Source organism: Paraburkholderia sp. 40, assembly GCF_050434105.1.
Taxonomy (GTDB): Bacteria; Pseudomonadota; Gammaproteobacteria; order Burkholderiales; family Burkholderiaceae; genus Paraburkholderia; species Paraburkholderia tuberum.
In genome coordinates this window covers 1,537,562-1,553,738 of the sequence record NZ_JBNPVY010000002.1, presented here as the reverse complement: position 1 = coordinate 1,553,738, position 16,177 = coordinate 1,537,562, and the positions used below count along the sequence as shown (strand labels likewise).

Here is a 16,177-nt window from a genome sequence, read left to right as displayed (position 1 = left end):
CCTCAGCGCCGCTGACCGCGTCCTGACCATCCGCCGAAGCAACGCGAACACAGCGCGCGCCGCGTAAGGCGGCCGCGCTCGTGTCGCTCGGCGCATCGCCTACACGTGGTGATGGCCGGTCACCCGCTCCCAGCCGTGACGCACCGCGAGCTTGAAGCGCTCCCACGTGCTGTCCGGCGACGTGGTTTCCCAATGGCGGCGTGCTTCGGGCTCGATCTCATCCCACCGACGATTGCGGAATCGCGCGTCGCGAGCGATCTCCGCGCCGTAGCGATAGGCCGGCACATAGTCTTCGTAGCGCGCGTTCGCGGCGGCGTACTGCTCGTCGTAGTGCGCGCGGAAATCTTCTTCGTACTCCAGATATTCGTTCGGCATCTGCGCGCCGGGACCGGTGCCCGGCTGCCCGCCTTCGGGGACGATGTCGGACGGCTGCATCACCGCGCCCGAACCTGGTACCGAGCCGGCGGCGATCGCGCTGCGTCCCGCATCGCCGGCGAGCGGATCGACGATGGGTTCGTTGACCGGATCGCTCATCGGCCGTTCGCTGATCGGCGGCGGCGCGAACGGCTTGGCGGCGGCGCCGATGTCCGCCGGCGGCATGGCGGTCAGCGGATCAGGGCGCGGGGTGGCGGGAGGGGACATGGTGTCGGGTGCGGTCGTACCGGTCGCCGAAGTGGCGCCCGTCGCGCCGGCGATTCCGGTCGATTCGGTCATGGCCGCCGCACCCGCTGCGCCGCTGCTCGAACTCACGCCCGCCGCCCCCGGTGTCGCAGTGGTGTCGCGCATCCCGGGCGTCGCACCCGCCTCGGTCGTTACGCTCGACGTGCGCGGCGTTCCCGGCATCACCGCGCCGATGCCCAGCTCATCGAGTATCGAGTGGTCGCGGTCGGTGGCGGACGGCGTGTCCGCCTCAGGCGGGCGGTCGCCGATATCCGTCGCGCCGAGCCGCACGAGCGTATTGCGCGCCAGCTCCGCATGCGACTGGCTCGCCGCGTGGACACACACGAGCACCGCGCCGCGCCGCATCGCCTCGGCATAACGCGCGGTGTCCGACGAGCGCGGCCCGGTCGAGAACAGGCTGGCGAGAAAGCGCTCGATATTCGCGAGCACGCCCGCGTTGGCGACTTCGCTGGTGGCCGAGCCAACCGAAGGTTCGGCGTTCGCCTGCAACTCGATCTTCTCGCGCGCAAAGCCGGTTTGCACGAGCGTGTCGCGGGCGGTTTCGGCCTGCATGTAAGTGTCGAATAAACCAATCACGGTATGTTGCATGGTTGTCTCCCGGCATGTTCTGCTGGAACGGGCGACGCTCGCGGCGGCGTCCCTTTGCCGTCTGCAGGCGAGCAACCTTCATGCCCCGCACCGCCGCGCGGCGCCGCCGCGTCCCATGCCCAGCCGCGCTGCCCGGCGTGCTACGCATGACGCGGGCTCACGATGTAAAAAGCGCGATGTGTAAGCGCCGCGCTTTTTACAAGGCCTGGTAAATGACGCCGGCACGGCGCGGACATCAGGTATCGGCCGGATGCGTGGCGGCATCGTCGCTCGTTTGCACGGCGTCGTGCTGGATCGTTTCGAGCAGTTGCTCCAGCAGTCCGATATCGAACGGCTTGGACAGCACGCGCACGTTCACGTGCCGCGCGCGGTCGAGCTCTTCAGCGTAGCCGGTGACGAGGATGACCGGCAGCTGTGGGTCGAACCTGAGCACCGCTTCGGCCAGATCGATGCCGTTCATCTTGCCGGGCATGTGAATGTCCGACAGCACCAGATCGAACGGCAGCGGCTCGCCGGTGCTCGCACGCTTCGCGCGGGCGTCGTCGAGTACACGCAGCCCCGTGTCGGCGTTGAACACGCAGGTAACCTGATGACCCATCATCTGCAGCAGCGCCTCGGTGCCGGCGGCGACTTCTTCGTTGTCCTCGACGAGCAGCACACGCAGACCCTGCGGCACGCCGCTTTCGGTCGCTCGCGCCGCTTCTGCAGGTCCGGCCGTGTGCGGCTCGGTCGACGCGCGCGGCAGATAGAGCCGCACCGAGGTGCCCGCGCCGATCGCGCTGTCGATTGCCGCGAGCCCGCCCGAGCCCTCGCAGAACGCGAAGACCTGCGGCAACCCGAGTCCCGTGCCCATGCCTTTGGGCTTGGTCGTGAAAAGCGGCTCGAACGCGCGCGCGAGCACGTCGGGCGCCATGCCGGCGCCGGTGTCCTCGAGCGACAGTTGCACGAACTCGCCGGTCAGCGGAAAGCCGTCCTCGTGACGGAACACGACATTGCTCGCGCGCACCATGAAGCGCCCGCCGTTGGCCATCGCATCGCGCGCATTGACGGCGACGTTGATCAGCGCGAGCTCGAGCTCGGCGACGTCGACGCGCACCGGCCAGGTATCGTCGCCGCTATTGATCACGAGCGACACCTTCGCGCCGAGCGATGCGCGCAGCAGTTCGCGGCACGACGGCAGCCAGCGTTCGAGCGACAGCGTCTCGGTGCGCAGCGGCTGCTTGCGCGCGACGCCGAGCAGCTGCCGCGTCAGCGACTGGCCGCTCTTCAGCGCGCGCTCCATCGCCGACAGTTCGCGCTCCAGTCCGCCGACGCCGCGCCGTCGCACGATCTGCACGTTGGCCGACAGGATCATCAGCAGGTTGTTGAAGTCATGCGCGACGCTGCCGACCAGCGTGCCGAGCGCTTCCATCTTGCGCGACTGGCGGTAGGCGGATTCGATCGAGCGGCGCATCGATGCCTCGGCCTGCCAACGCTGCCACGCTTCCTCTTCGGCGCCGAGGCGGCGCAGCGACAGCCAGATCACGCACCACAGCGCGATCGACGGCGTGAACATCGACAGGACCAGCACGCTCAGGTGCTTGTACCAGGCGGCCCAGATCGCCGACGTGCGATAGCCGCACAGCACGTAGACCGGATACGAGCCGACGTGCCGGAAGGCGACGATCAGGTTGCCGCCGGCGAAGCTCGAGCGCATCCGCACGACGCCGGAGCGCTGCCCCTGCCTGACCGCTTCGGCGAACGGCGAATCGGACGCAAGCGCGGTCGGCTCGCGTGGGCCGCGCGGGTAATGCGCGAGCACCGCGCCGTCGGTGCGCACGAGGCTCATGATGATCGGCGTAGCGTCGCTGCTGCCGAGCAACTCGCGATAGAACGCGTCGAAATAGCTGGGCCGCAGCGCGATCGACACGACGCCCGCGAACGAGCCATTGGGCGCCTGGCGCTCGACGCCCATGTTGAACACCTGCTCGCCGCTCACATGTCCCGTCATCACTTTCGACACGTGTTCCAGCACGTTGCCGTCGCGGATGCCGACGAAATCGTCGCGCTGGCCGATCGAATTTTCCGGCGACGGATACACGCGGCTGCTCACGAGCAGCGCGCCCTGCTGGCCGAAGATCGACACCGAGGCTACCTGCGGATAGCCGCCGCCCATCGTGCGCAGCTTGTCGTGAATCGTGTGTTCGCGCGCGCGGATGCCGTCGTCGTCGAGGCCGTCGGTCAGATCGACGATGCGCGAGTTCAGCGTCTCGTTCATGTCGAACACCTTCAACGCGTGTTCTTCGGCGACCCGCACCGTGCGCAGCGCCAGATCGGTGGCGTCGGCCTCGCGCGAGCGCAGATCGGCGAATGCCATCGCCGCGACGTAGACGAACGGCAGCACGATCGCCGCGACCAGCAGCGCGATCAGCGTGATGCGACGCACCTGGAAATTCTGTTCCGGCACGGTGGGAAACGACGCGTCGTCCTGCTCGCGGGCAGGACGACGCGAAAGACGGCCCGCGCGCGCGGAGTCGACCCGGTCTGATGTCATTGTCGTTGACGCGAAAAGTCGTTCGGATGTGGCAGCCCCGTATCGGGCCGTTGCCGGCACCATGCCGCCTTCAGAACAAGCATAGACGCAGCACGGAAAAACTTGCCGCAAAGCGTGGGGGATGGGCGTCCGCCCTGCCGGCCGTTCTTTAAGAGCGGCTTTAAAACAGCGACGAATCGGGAAGCGCAAACGTACACAAAAGGATAAAGATAAAAAAATGTCCGCCCCGACGATAGATCTGTTTCTGAAATTCGCCTAGCAGAGAAACAGATCGTTACCGTCAGCGATTCTGGCGAGTTGCTTTTGCGCGACTTTACTTCGACAATCCTCGCACGATAAAAAGGCCGTTGCCACCTCTGTGCGCCGGATCGTCGAGGTTCGCCAAACGCGTCCTGCTGCATTCGCACCCCCTCTCGCCAAAGGCAATTGCAATTCGACAGGCGCCACTGTACCTGGTCGTGCATCGGTCGGCATCACGCGAAGGTGTGCCACCCTCCGCTGTCGTGACGAACGAAATACGCACACAACCAGGCGCGGAAAGCGCGCAGATGAACCAGCCGATTCCTTTATCCGACCCGCCCAAACCGCCCGACCCGCCGTTGCCATGCTCCCCATTGTGATCGCCGACGATTCGCTGCTCGCCCGCAAGTTGCTCACGAAGGCACTGCCGCCCGACTGGGCAGTCGACGTGTCCTACGCGACGGACGGGCACGAGGCGCTCACGCTATATCGCGAGGGCAAGGCATCGGTGATGTTCCTCGACCTGACGATGCCGGACATGACCGGCTACCAGGTCCTCGAAGCGTTGCAGCACGAGGACCTCAACACCTTCGTGATCGTCGTTTCCGCCGACGTGCAGCCACTCGCCCAGCAGCGCGTGCGCGAGCTCGGCGCGATCGCGTTCATCGCCAAGCCGGTGACGCCGGAGGCGGTCCTGCCCATCCTCAAGGAGTACGGCTTGTATGTCTGAGCCCGCCTTCACCGAAGACCAGCGCGACGCGCTACAGGAAATCGCCAATCTCGCGATGGGCCGGGCCGCGACGCGGCTCGCGGGCCTGCTCGATTCGTTCATCGAACTGTCGGTGCCGCGCGTGCGGATGGTCGCGGTGAGCGACGCGGCGCGCACGCTGCGCGAGATGACCCATATCGACGACACGGTCAGCGCGGTGCGTCAGGGCTTTCGCTCGGACATCAAGGGCGAGGTGCTGGTGATCTGTCGCAGCGACAGCATCGCGCAGCTGTGTTCGCTCGTCCGCGACCCGTACGCGCGTTCGAGCTACGAGGAGGTCGGCGAGCGCGAACTGATGCTCGACGTCGCGAACCTGCTGTCCGGCGCGTGCGTGTCGTCGATACTCGACCAGCTCGGCCGCACGCCGGTGTTTTCCGCGCCGGGCATGCTCGGCGACACGCTGACGCTCGACGAAGTGTTCCAGCCCGGCGTGCTGCAATGGCAGGTGGCGCTGCTCGTCGAAGTGAATTTCGCGCTCGAACATCAGAGTTTTCGCGCGCATCTGGTGATGCTGATGGCCGAAGAATCAATCCGTCACATGAATGAAGCGCTCGATGCGCTGCTGTCCAGTATATGAACGTCTCCGTGGATTCGTTGAGCGACCTCGTGGTCGAGCGGGTCGGTTTTGGCATCTTCGTGCTCGACCGTGAACTGAACGTGCTGATGTGGAATCGTTTCATGCAGGACCATAGCGGCCTGTCGGCGGAGCAGGTGGTCGGCCACTCGATCTACCAGAACTTTCCGGAGCTGCCGCGCGTGTGGCTGTCGCGCAAGATCGAGAGCGTGTTTCAGCTCGGCAGCTTTGCGTTCAGCTCGTGGGAGCAGCGCCCGTATCTGTTCAAGTTCGATCACGACCGGCCGATCACCGGTGGGGTCGACTTCATGCAGCAGGACTGCACGTTCATGCCGCTGATGCGCGGTCGTGAAGTGGTGGCCGTGTGCGTGACGATCTCCGACGTGACGCATGTGAGCATCGTGCAGCGCGAACGCGAGGAGGCAGTTGCGAAGCTGCAGGAGTACGCGAATCGCGACGGACTGACCGGCATCGCGAACCGGCGCTTTTTCGAAACGCGGCTGCGCGACGAGTTCACGCGCTGGCAGCGCTACGGCGGCGACATGTCGATGTTGCTGTTCGACCTCGATCACTTCAAGAAGATCAACGACCAGTTCGGTCATGGCGTCGGCGATACGGTGCTGCGTGTGATGGCGCAGCGCGTCGCCGGCGTGGTGCGCGCACAGGACACGTTCGGGCGCTTCGGCGGCGAAGAGTTCGCGCTGCTGCTGCCGTGCACGCCGCTCGACGACGCGATGCTGGTGGCGGAGAAGATCCGTCGCGTGATCGAGGAAACGCCGGTCGAGCTGATTGGCACCAGCGTGCCGGTCACGGCGAGCCTCGGCGGCGCGACGGCGCGCGCCGGCGTGCCCGCCTACGACGTGCTGATCAACGAGGCCGACGCGGCGCTCTATAGCGCAAAGCGTCAGGGCCGCAACTGCGCGGTCGCGTTCCGGCTCGCGGGAGCCTGATTCGCTAGCGGGGGCGGCGCGGTCGAGGCCGCCGCGCCGCGCCCGGCGGCCTTCCTTTCCGTCCCCCTATTGACCGGCGAAACTGCGGTCACCGGCAAAGATTGCTATACTTTTCGCCGTTTCCGGCCGCCCAGCCGGATGTTTCGCGCGTGTCCGCGCGCGCGGGCCCACGGCCCTGCGGGTTGGCATAAAAACCTCTTTGAACGCCTTTCAGCGGGCGCCTCCAGCGGAGATCGTCTTGGCTGTTTCCAATCTTGTCGTGGACGATACTGAAATCGACGCCGCTGCCGCCACGTCCGGCAGCTCGTTTTATCTTGCGATGCGCATCTTGCCGGCGGCGCAGCGCGATGCGATGTACCAGGTCTACGCCTTCTGCCGCGCCGTCGACGACATCGCCGACAGCGACCTGCCGCGCGCCGAGCGCGCGGCAGGGCTCGAGCAATGGCGCGCCGAGATCGACGCTTGCTACGCCGGCCAGCCGCGCGCGTCGCTGCGCGCGCTGACGCGGCACATTCACACGTTTCATCTGCAACGCGAGGATTTTCACGCAATGATCGACGGCATGGCGATGGATGCCGCCGCCGACATCTGCGCGCCCTACGACGCCACGCTCGACCTCTATTGCGACCGCGTCGCGAGCGCGGCCGGCCGTCTGTCGGTGAGGATATTCGGGATGCGTGACGAGCCGGGCCGGCTGCTCGCGCACCATCTCGGCCGCGCGCTGCAGCTCACCAACATCCTGCGCGATATCGACGAAGACGCCGTCATCAACCGCTGCTATCTACCGCGCGAGCTGCTCGCGCGCGAAGGCATCGCGGCCACGGACCCGCGGCAGATCGCTGACGATCCGACGCTGCCGCGCGTCTGCGCGACGCTCGCCGAGCGCGCGAAGCAGCACTTCGCCGAGTCCGACGCGATCATGGATCGCGAGCCGCGCGCTCAGGTGCGCGCGCCGCGCATCATGTCGGGCGTCTATCGCGTGCTGCTCGAGCGCACGCTGGAGCGCGGCTTCGACGTTCCGCGCACGAAGGTCCGCAAGCCGAAGCTGCGCCTGCTGTGGATCGTCGCGCGTTACGCGCTTTTCTGAACTGATGCCGAAGCTCGTCCACGTGGTCGGCGCGGGCGTGGCCGGGCTCGCCGCCGCCGTGCAACTGCAGCGGCGCGGCGCGCGGGTCGTGCTGCACGAAGCGCAGGATCACGCGGGCGGCCGCTGCCGTTCGTACTACGACGCGAAGCTTGGTGCGACGCTCGACAGCGGCAATCACATCGTGCTGTCGGCCAATGCCGCGACGCTCAACTACGTGCGCGCGATCGGCGCCGCCGACGAACTGGTCGGCCCCGCGCAGCCCGAGTATCCGTTCGTCGATCTGGCCACGCGTTCGCGCTGGAGCGTGCGTCTGTCGCCGGGGAGTTTGCCGTGGTGGATTTTCGATGCGCACGCGCGCGTGCCGAACACGGGCCCGACCGATTACCTGTCGCTCGTGCCGCTGCTGTTTGCGAAACCGGGCCGCAGCGTCGCGCAGACGATGCGCTGTGACGGTCCGCTGTGGGAACGGCTGCTGCGGCCGCTGCTGCATGTGCTGCTGAATCTGGAGCCGCGCGACGCGTCGGCCGAACTGACCGGCGCGCTCGTGCGCGAAACGCTGCTCGCGGGCGGGCTCGCGTGCCGGCCGCTGGTCGCGCGTAATGGTCTTGGCAGCGCGTTCGTCGATCCGGCGCTGCGTCTGCTGCAACATGGCGGCGCGACGATCCGGCTCGGTTCGCGTCTGCGCGACATCACGTTCGCGGCCGACCCGGCCCGTGTGCAGGCGCTGCATTTCGACGATGAGAGCATCGCGCTCGGCGCGAACGAGGCGGTGATTCTCGCGCTGCCGCCCGAAGCCGCGGTGGCTCTCGTGCCGGGCCTGCGCGCGCCGACGCGTTTCGCGGCCGCGCTTAACGTGCATTTCGCGGTCGAGCCGCCGTTCGGCCTGCCGCAGATCACCGCGCTGCTGAACGGAACGGCCGAATGGTTGTTTGCGTTCGACGACAGACTGTCGGTGACGCTCAACGGCGCCGAGCGGCTCTTCGACACGCCGCATGACGCGCTGGCAGCGGCCGTCTGGGCCGAGGTCGCGCAGGCGGTCAATCTGCCGGTCGCGCCGCTGCCGCGCTGGCAGGTGGTGATGGAATCGCGCGCGACGTTTGCAGCGCTGCCCGCGCAGGAGACATTGCGGGCGGGCACGCGCACTCGCTGGAACAATTTGCTGCTCGCGGGCGACTGGACGGCCACCGGCCTGCCCGCGATGCTCGAAGGCGCGATCCGCTCCGGCCAGAAGGCCGCGGATACGCTGCTGAATCAACCGATGGAACGCAGATGAACGACTTATCTCACACCCAGCCGCTCGACGCGGCGCTGCCCGAAGCCGCCGATGCGGCGCCGAACCTGGCCGAAGCTGCCGTGGTTGCCAACGCGCCCGCCGTGGCGGACGCATTGGCAACCGCAACGCCGGTGCCCGTGCAGGGCGCGAGCGCGCTCGACGCATCGATCACGCGCGCGACCGATGCGATCCTGGCCGCGCAGCAGCCGGACGGCCATTGGGTCTACGAACTCGAAGCCGACGCGACGATTCCGGCCGAATACGTGTTGCTGGTCCACTATCTCGGCGAAACGCCGAACCTCGAACTCGAACAGAAGATCGCGCGTTATCTGCGCCGCATCCAGTTGCCGAACGGCGGCTGGCCGCTCTTCACCGACGGCGCGCTCGACATCAGCGCGAGCGTGAAGGCGTACTTCGCGCTGAAGATGATCGGCGACCCGGTCGATGCCGAGCACATGGTGCGCGCGCGCGACGCGATCCTCGCGCACGGAGGCGCGGAACACGCGAACGTGTTCACGCGAATCCTGCTCGCCCTCTTTGGCGTGGTGTCGTGGCGCGCGGTGCCGATGATGCCGGTCGAGATCATGCTGCTGCCGGTGTGGTTCCCGTTCCATCTGTCGAAGGTGTCGTACTGGGCGCGCACGGTGATCGTGCCGCTGCTGGTGCTCAACGCGAAGCGGCCGCTCGCGCGTAATCCGCGCAAAGTGCGCATCGACGAGCTGTTCCGCGGCGCGCCGGTGAACACCGGCATGAACGAGCGCGCACCGCATCAGCACGCGGGCTGGTTCGGCCTGTTCCGTTGTGTCGATTCGGTGCTGCGCGCGGTCGATGGCCTGTTGCCGAAGGCGACCCGCGAGCGCGCGATCCGCGCGGCGGTCGCGTTCGTCGACGAACGGCTGAACGGCGAGGACGGCCTCGGCGCGATTTTCCCGGCGATGGTCAACTCGGTGATGATGTACGACGTGCTCGGCTATCCGGCCGATCATCCGCATCGCGCGATCGCTCGCAAATCTCTCGACAAGCTGCTCGTCATCAAGGACGACGAAGCCTATTGCCAGCCTTGTCTGTCGCCGGTGTGGGATACGTCGCTCGCCGCGCACGCTTTGCTCGAAACCGGCGAAGCGCGCGCCGAACAGGCGGCCGAACGCGGGCTCGCGTGGCTGCGTCCGCTGCAGATCCTCGACGTGCGCGGCGACTGGATTTCGCGCCGCCCCAACGTGCGGCCGGGCGGCTGGGCGTTCCAGTACAACAACGCGCATTTCCCGGATGTCGACGATACCGCGGTGGTCGCGATGGCGATGCATCGCTCGGCGGCGCTCACGCAATCCGATGTGGATCGCGAAGCAATTGCCCGCGCGCGCGAATGGGTGGTCGGCATGCAAAGCAGCGACGGCGGCTGGGGCGCGTTCGAACCGGAAAACACGCAGTACTACCTGAACAACATTCCGTTCTCGGACCACGGCGCGCTGCTCGATCCGCCGACCGCGGACGTGTCGGGCCGCTGTCTGTCGATGTTCGCGCAGATCGGCGAGCTGCCGCAAAGCAGCGAGCCGGCGCGGCGCGCGTTCGACTACATGCTGCAGGAGCAGGAGTCGGACGGCAGCTGGTATGGCCGCTGGGGCCTGAACTACATCTACGGCACATGGACCGCGCTGTGCTCGCTCAACGCGGCCGGCATGTCACACGACGACCCGAGCATGCGGCGCGCGGTGCAATGGCTCGTGTCGATCCAGAACGACGACGGCGGTTGGGGCGAGGGCGGCGAGAGCTACAAGCTCGACTATCGCGGCTACGAGCGTGCGCCGAGCACCGCGTCGCAGACAGCCTGGGCGCTGCTCGGACTGATGGCGGCGGGGGAGGTCGATCAGGAGGCGGTGGCGCGCGGTATCGACTATCTGCAGCGTGAGCAGCGCGAGCATGGGCTGTGGGACGAAACCCGGTTTACCGCGACCGGCTTTCCGCGCGTGTTTTATCTGCGCTACCACGGCTATCGCAAGTTCTTCCCGCTGTGGGCGCTCGCGCGCTTCCGTCATCTGAAGCGCAATGGGCTCACGCGCGTCACGGTCGGGATGTGACGGATGTCCGTGTCGATGACGCCGTCCGTGGGGACGGGCGATAGCGGCTTGCCGGTGATCGTCGTGACGGGCATGGCGTTCGAGGCGCGCATCGCGCGCGGCGACGGCAGCGTGCGCGTCGAAGTCGTGTACGCGGCGCGCGCCGATCTGCTCGAGCGTGCGCTGAACGCCGCGGTCGCTCGCGGCGCGGCGGGGATCGTCAGTTTCGGCACGGCGGGTGGGCTCGCGCCGGATCTGCAACCGGGCGCGCTGATCGTCGCGGATGCATTGCATGGGCCGTTCGGGCGTATCGACACGGATCGGCAATGGGCGGAGCGGATTGCCGCCGCCGTGACCAACGTCAGGACGGCCGAAGGGCTCGCGGGACGTCTGCGCCGTGGCGCGATGGCTTCGGTCGCCGCGCCGCTGATCACCGCCGAAGACAAACGCGCGCTGCACGAATCGACCGGCGCGCTCGCGGTGGATATGGAATCGCACATCGCTGGCGCGACCGCTGCCGCGCACGGTCTGCCGTTCGCCGTGTGTCGCGCGATCGTCGATCCGGCCTGGCGCACGCTGCCGCCGGCCGCGACCGCTGGTTTGCGCGACGACGGCAGCACCGCCCTCGGGCCAATTCTGCGCGAATTGCTGCGGCAGCCGTCGCAACTCGGCGCGCTGCTGCGCCTCGCCGGCGATGCGCGCGCCGCGCGGACTACGCTGGTCGAGGCGCGGGAGGCCTTGGGGAAGGGCGGCGCGCTGCGGATCGCGGGCGTCAGCAGTTGAGCGACGGGGATGGCGGTTAGCCATCCCGACTGCGTCTGGGGCCGGCAGCAAGTCGCTAGCGGACGTGCCTCCGAGACATCGCCCGAAGCGGTTGACCACTAGCGGTGGTCCATCGTGGGACCCCAAGACTATCAGCACGATTAATTACGCAATTTTGAAATATTAGGGAAAACCCCTACTTTTGGTACAATGCTAGTGTTAACCCTTAGGTCCCGGCGCACGACGCGCCCTCCCGGGAGCCTCAGACACGGAGTGCCAAATGAATTTCCACACGAGAAAATGGGTCAAGCCCGAAGACCTGAATCCCAACGGGACATTGTTCGGCGGCAGCCTGCTACGCTGGATCGACGAAGAAGCCGCGATCTACGCGATCTCTCAGCTGGACAATCAGCGCGTCGTGACCAAGTTCATGTCAGAGATTAACTTCGTCAGTTCGGCACGCCAGGGCGACATCATCGAACTGGGCATGACCGCCACGCATTTCGGCCGCACGTCGATCACGCTGCGCTGCGAAGTGCGCAACAAAATCACACGCAAGAGCATTCTGACGGTCGAGAAAATGGTATTCGTCAATCTCGACGAAAACGGCGATCCGGTGCCACATGGCCGCACGCGTATCCGTTATGCGGACGAGCAGTTCGCTCACTATCGCGCGAACTCCAAGCCAGTGCCGCAAACGGCACCAGTCGCGGCGGTCGAGGAAGATCGGGGCGCGGCGCGCAGCGACGTCGAGAGCCTGCACTGAGCGGGTTGCAGCGATGCCCGCGGGCTTGGGCGGGCGACGTTTGGCTGTACTTCCACGCGGGGCACCCATCGAGGGCGCCCACTGTGCCTTGGAGCGCTGGATCGACGTGCCCAGATCCCCTAAAGCGTTATTGCGGGGCCGACGCCGGCTCAGCAGGCACGGCTGGCGTACCGCCCGCGCCACTGTCACCCGGATCGGTGTAGTTCGGCAGATCCCCGCTGGGCGCGTTGGTCGCTCCACCGGAAGCCCCATTGGGCGCCGGCGAGGACTCACCCGGATCGTTGTAATTCGGCAGCGCGCCGGGCGCGCCCTTGGCCGCGCCGCCTGCTCCCGAAGCGCCATTGGGCGTCTCGCCCACATCGCCCGGATCGGAGTAATTCGGCAGGCCGCCCGCCGGCGCACCTGCCGCAGGGGCAGCAGCCGGGCCCGTATCGCCGTGATCGTCGTAGTTCGGCAGCGGCGGAGGGTTATTGCTCGTGCCGCGCAGCCGCGCGAGGCGCTGCTGCACAAAGGCATCACGCACGAACGAGTACTTGTCGAGCGCGGCCTGCTCCAGAAGGCTGGTCGCGCCGAGCAGATCCGAACGTGTGCTCACGAACTGCAGCACGTATAGCGGATTGCGGGTTGCGGGTTCGATATAGTTCAGCGGATTGAACTTCACATCGACGACGAGCCCCATGCTGTCGCGCACCGAGCTCGGCCCGAACAGCGGCAGCACCAGATACGGACCCGACGGAATGCCCCAATGCCCGAGCGTCAGACCAAAGTCCTGATGATGCTTGGGCAGACCGGCCGGCGTCGCCCAGTCGAGCAGGCCGCCAATCCCAAACACCGAGTTGAACGCGAAGCGCATGATGTCTTCGGTCGCATCGGTGATCTTCAGTTGCAGCAGCGCGTTTGCGGCGTTGGTGAGGTCGCCGAGGTTCGAGAAGAAATTGCTGACGGCGGTGCGCAGCGGCTGCGGCGTCACTTTCTGGTAGCCCTTCGCGACCGGCACCGCGATATAGCGATCGACTCCGTCGTTGAAATTGAAGATCACCCGGTTCACCGGCTCGAACGGATCGCCCGGCTTGCGGTCCGGAGCGGTCGCGCAGCCGGAAATGAGACCCGCGGCGGTGAGCGCCAGCGCGGTGTTACGCAGCTTCATGCTTATATTCCTTTTTGCTTCCCGCGACGTTGACGCGGCTTGCCCATCAGCACCGGCTGGAAAACCACCGCGCCGATCAGCGTGCAGAACAGCGAAAGCACGAGCAGCCTCCCCATGCTGGACGTGCCCGGATGGTGCGACAGCCACAGGCTACCAAACGCGGTGGCCGTTGTGGCGGCGCTGAACAGCACCGCATGCGTGAGGCTCGACTGCAACAGGCCGGTCTGGCCGTGGCGCCACGCCATCACGAAGTAGATCTTGAACGCGACGCCGACGCCGAGCATCAGCGGCAGCGCGATGATGTTCGCGAAGTTCAGCGGCATGCCGAATACCACGCACAGTTCGAGCGTGACGATCGCGGACACCAGCAGCGGCACCAGCGTGCGCAGCACGTCGCCGACCCGGCGCAGTGCGATCCACAGCAGCACGGCGATCGACAGCAGCGCATAGACGGCCGCCTGCAGGAACGCCTTGATGATCGTGTTGGCCGAATGCAGGATCGAGATCGGTCCGCCGATCGCGCCGGGCTCCGCCCTCTTCACCGCGTGCGCGAAGCGCGCGAGCATCTGGTCGTCGTTTGGATCGACGCCGGGCGGCACCTTCGGCGCGATATCGACGAGCGCATGACCGCCCTTGCCGATCCACATCGCGGTGATGCCTGGCGGCAGGGTCTGCTGGGTTATTTCGCTCGGCTGCAGAAGGTTCTCAAGCTGCTTCAACGCGATGCGCAGCGTGTCGGACATCGCGACTTCGGCGCGGTCGCGCGTGGCGGCGTCGGCGGCGGCGAGCTTTTGCAAGGTCGCGGACAGGTGCTGCGCATCCGCCGCGCCCGGGCCCGGATGGTCCTCGGCCGCGAGCGACAACTGATTCGCCGCGCGCTTCAATGCGGCGACGCGCAACTCGTCGGTGGCTTGCGGCGCGGGCTGCTGTTGCAGCGCCGGCAGCAGCTGTTGCGCGGCGCTCGCGATCAGCATCATCTTCTGCTGCTGGTCGGCCGGCACGAAGGTGCTCAGCGTGTTGACGCGGCCCACTTCCGGCAGCTTGCGCAGTCGCTCGGCCATCGCGTCGGCGTCGACAAGCGACGGCGCCAGCGCCTGCACGTTGTTCACCGCGGCTTCGGGCGAATCCTTCAGCGACAGCAACGTTGCCATCGACTCGGTGTGCGGGTCCTTCAGATGCAGCGGATTGAAGTCGAAACGCAGGTGCGTGAGCAGCGGTGTCGCGCCGATCACGACGAGCAGCGTGCCGATCAACACCGGCTTGCGATGACGGTCGAGGAAGTCGTCGACGGGCTCGAGCTGCTTGAAACCGGGCGAGGCGACTTCGCCCGGCGGATTGAAGAGCTTCAGCAGCGCTGGCAGCAAGGTCATGTTGGTGAGGTACGCGACGAACATGCCGACGCCCGCGATCTGGCCAAGCTCCGACACGCCGCGATAAGCGGTCGGCAGGAACGAGAAGAAGCTCAGCGCGACTGCCACGGCCGCGAGCGTGAGCGGCACGCCGATGCTGTGCGCAGTGTGCATCAGCGCGGCCGACAGCCGGTCGTCGCGGTTGCGCTCCTCGCGATACTTGACGCCGAACTGCACGCCGAAATCGACGCCGAGCCCGACGAACAGCACCATGAACGCGACCGAAATCATGTTGAGCGCGCCGACCATCAACAGGCCGAGCGCGGCCGTGATCGCGAGGCCGACGAACAGCGTGATGAACACGGCCGCGATCATGCGGCCCGAGCGCAACGCGAGCCACAGAATGATCAGGACGACGATGAAAGTGCCGATGCCGTTCAGCACCGCACCGTCCTGCACTGACGCGAACTCCTCGTCGGCGAGTGGCTGCTCGCCGGTCAGGCGGATCGTCGCACCGTAGCGCTCCTGGAGATGCAGCGAGACCGCGGTTGCGCGAATCGCCCTCGACGCGCTCGCGCCCGGCTCCAATGCATCGTAGTTGACGACCGGCTGCACGACGACAAACGAGCGCGCCGGATCGGTGGCGGCGCTTTTATCGACGAGTGCGCGCCACGATAGCGCGGCGGGCTGGCCGGCCAGCACGCGATCGAGCGTGTTCGCGCTTTGCGCAAGCAGCCGGCTCATGTCAGGGAGTTTGACCTGGCCGAGTTGCAGCGGCAGCAACAGGGTCGTAGTCAGCGTGCCGGCGAGACCGGTCAGGCTCGGATCATGCGCAAGTTGATTGACGAGCGGGCGCGACTGCACGAGTTGCGAGGTGGTGGACATCACCTCGTCGGTGGACGGAAACAGCAGGCCGTTGTGTTCGAAGAACGGGCCGCCGGCGGGCTGCGAGACCGACGTGAACTCCTTCGGATCGGCTCTGAGCGCGGCGGTCAGCGCGTTGGCGGCGGCGTCGGCGAATTCGGGCGCGCGCGCCTCGACCACCACCAGCACGGTGTCGCCACGGTCGGGGAAGGCAGCGTCGAGCGCGTTCTGGACTGCCGCCCATTGCTTGTCGGTCTCGATGAGACGGCTGATGTCCGTGTTGATCTTGAAGTTATGCGCGACGTATATGCCGCTCAGGACAGCGAGCACGATCGACAGCGCGATGATCCTCAGCGGATGACGCACCGAATACGCGACGAGACGGACGATAGATGACTTCAGCATGTAGGCGGACGTGGCCTTATCACGGGTGTTGTTTTTGACGAAGGTGCATAAGTATACAGAGCCCGGGCAGGCAAGCCCGACTTCGGTAGCAAGTACGGCTCCTGACGGCTTCGTCCGGATGGGAACGTAATCCCC

Annotated in this window: 12 protein-coding genes; 8 read left to right on the top strand and 4 right to left on the bottom strand. The window is 66.7% G+C overall.

Features of this window, described 5'->3' with window-relative positions:
- Positions 1 to 99 precede the first annotated feature (99 nt).
- A complete protein-coding gene (locus OKW28_RS08475; RefSeq protein WP_429444744.1) occupies positions 100 to 1,269 on the bottom strand; it encodes a hypothetical protein in 1,170 nt (389 codons plus the stop codon).
- Between the two features lie 235 nt (positions 1,270 to 1,504).
- Positions 1,505 to 3,802 carry a response regulator gene (locus OKW28_RS08470; protein WP_429444742.1) on the bottom strand — a complete coding sequence of 766 codons (2,298 nt, stop codon included), beginning with the start codon at positions 3,800 to 3,802 and terminating at the stop codon, positions 1,505 to 1,507.
- Positions 3,803 to 4,406: 604 nt separating this feature from the next.
- Here OKW28_RS08470 and OKW28_RS08465 point away from each other — a divergent pair.
- From OKW28_RS08465 to OKW28_RS08430, 8 genes are all read left to right on the top strand, one after another.
- Entirely contained in the window at positions 4,407 to 4,772 is a 366-nt protein-coding gene (locus OKW28_RS08465; RefSeq protein WP_429444740.1) for a response regulator, read from the top strand.
- A complete protein-coding gene (locus tag OKW28_RS08460; RefSeq protein WP_184031036.1) occupies positions 4,765 to 5,388 on the top strand; it encodes a chemotaxis protein CheC in 624 nt (207 codons plus the stop codon). Before OKW28_RS08465 ends, OKW28_RS08460 begins: the two co-directional genes overlap by 8 nt.
- Positions 5,385 to 6,335, top strand: coding sequence for a sensor domain-containing diguanylate cyclase (locus OKW28_RS08455; RefSeq protein ID WP_429444738.1), 951 nt, complete (start codon positions 5,385 to 5,387; stop codon positions 6,333 to 6,335). Before OKW28_RS08460 ends, OKW28_RS08455 begins: the two co-directional genes overlap by 4 nt.
- Positions 6,336 to 6,573: 238 nt before the next feature.
- Complete coding sequence (hpnD, locus tag OKW28_RS08450) at positions 6,574 to 7,422, top strand: presqualene diphosphate synthase HpnD (RefSeq protein ID WP_429444736.1); 849 nt, start codon at positions 6,574 to 6,576, stop codon at positions 7,420 to 7,422.
- Positions 7,423 to 7,426: 4 nt separating this feature from the next.
- Positions 7,427 to 8,695, top strand: coding sequence for a hydroxysqualene dehydroxylase HpnE (gene hpnE / locus OKW28_RS08445; RefSeq protein WP_429444734.1), 1,269 nt, complete (start codon positions 7,427 to 7,429; stop codon positions 8,693 to 8,695).
- Positions 8,692 to 10,770, top strand: a complete 2,079-nt coding sequence (gene shc / locus OKW28_RS08440; protein ID WP_429444732.1) for a squalene--hopene cyclase — start codon at positions 8,692 to 8,694, stop codon at positions 10,768 to 10,770. Before hpnE ends, shc begins: the two co-directional genes overlap by 4 nt.
- Positions 10,771 to 10,773: 3 nt before the next feature.
- On the top strand, positions 10,774 to 11,532 hold the full coding sequence (locus OKW28_RS08435) for a phosphorylase (protein ID WP_429444730.1): 759 nt from the start codon (positions 10,774 to 10,776) through the stop codon (positions 11,530 to 11,532).
- Between the two features lie 259 nt (positions 11,533 to 11,791).
- The gene (locus OKW28_RS08430; RefSeq protein WP_429444728.1) at positions 11,792 to 12,277 is read left to right on the top strand and encodes an acyl-CoA thioesterase; all 486 of its coding nucleotides are present in this window, start codon (positions 11,792 to 11,794) and stop codon (positions 12,275 to 12,277) included.
- 127 nt (positions 12,278 to 12,404) lie between these two features.
- Here OKW28_RS08430 and OKW28_RS08425 read toward each other — a convergent pair whose 3' ends face one another.
- Together OKW28_RS08425 and OKW28_RS08420 are read right to left on the bottom strand one after the other, a co-directional pair.
- Positions 12,405 to 13,424, bottom strand: a complete 1,020-nt coding sequence (locus OKW28_RS08425; protein WP_429444726.1) for an MlaA family lipoprotein — start codon at positions 13,422 to 13,424, stop codon at positions 12,405 to 12,407.
- A gap of 2 nt (positions 13,425 to 13,426) precedes the next feature.
- Positions 13,427 to 16,042, bottom strand: a complete 2,616-nt coding sequence (locus OKW28_RS08420) for an MMPL family transporter (RefSeq protein ID WP_429444724.1) — start codon at positions 16,040 to 16,042, stop codon at positions 13,427 to 13,429.
- Positions 16,043 to 16,177: the final 135 nt, after the last annotated feature.

Bases quoted from the DNA above. Each gene is read 5' to 3' on its own strand.
- OKW28_RS08475 (WP_429444744.1), bottom strand. From the start codon at position 1,269: ATGCAACATACCGTGATTGGTTTATTCGACACTTACATGCAGGCCGAA.
- OKW28_RS08470 (WP_429444742.1), bottom strand. From the start codon at position 3,802: ATGACATCAGACCGGGTCGACTCCGCGCGCGCGGGCCGTCTTTCGCGT.
- OKW28_RS08465 (WP_429444740.1), top strand. From the start codon at position 4,407: ATGCTCCCCATTGTGATCGCCGACGATTCGCTGCTCGCCCGCAAGTTG.
- OKW28_RS08460 (WP_184031036.1), top strand. From the start codon at position 4,765: ATGTCTGAGCCCGCCTTCACCGAAGACCAGCGCGACGCGCTACAGGAA.
- OKW28_RS08455 (WP_429444738.1), top strand. From the start codon at position 5,385: ATGAACGTCTCCGTGGATTCGTTGAGCGACCTCGTGGTCGAGCGGGTC.
- hpnE (WP_429444734.1), top strand. From the start codon at position 7,427: ATGCCGAAGCTCGTCCACGTGGTCGGCGCGGGCGTGGCCGGGCTCGCC.
- shc (WP_429444732.1), top strand. From the start codon at position 8,692: ATGAACGACTTATCTCACACCCAGCCGCTCGACGCGGCGCTGCCCGAA.
- OKW28_RS08435 (WP_429444730.1), top strand. From the start codon at position 10,774: ATGTCCGTGTCGATGACGCCGTCCGTGGGGACGGGCGATAGCGGCTTG.
- OKW28_RS08430 (WP_429444728.1), top strand. From the start codon at position 11,792: ATGAATTTCCACACGAGAAAATGGGTCAAGCCCGAAGACCTGAATCCC.
- OKW28_RS08425 (WP_429444726.1), bottom strand. From the start codon at position 13,424: ATGAAGCTGCGTAACACCGCGCTGGCGCTCACCGCCGCGGGTCTCATT.
- OKW28_RS08420 (WP_429444724.1), bottom strand. From the start codon at position 16,042: ATGCTGAAGTCATCTATCGTCCGTCTCGTCGCGTATTCGGTGCGTCAT.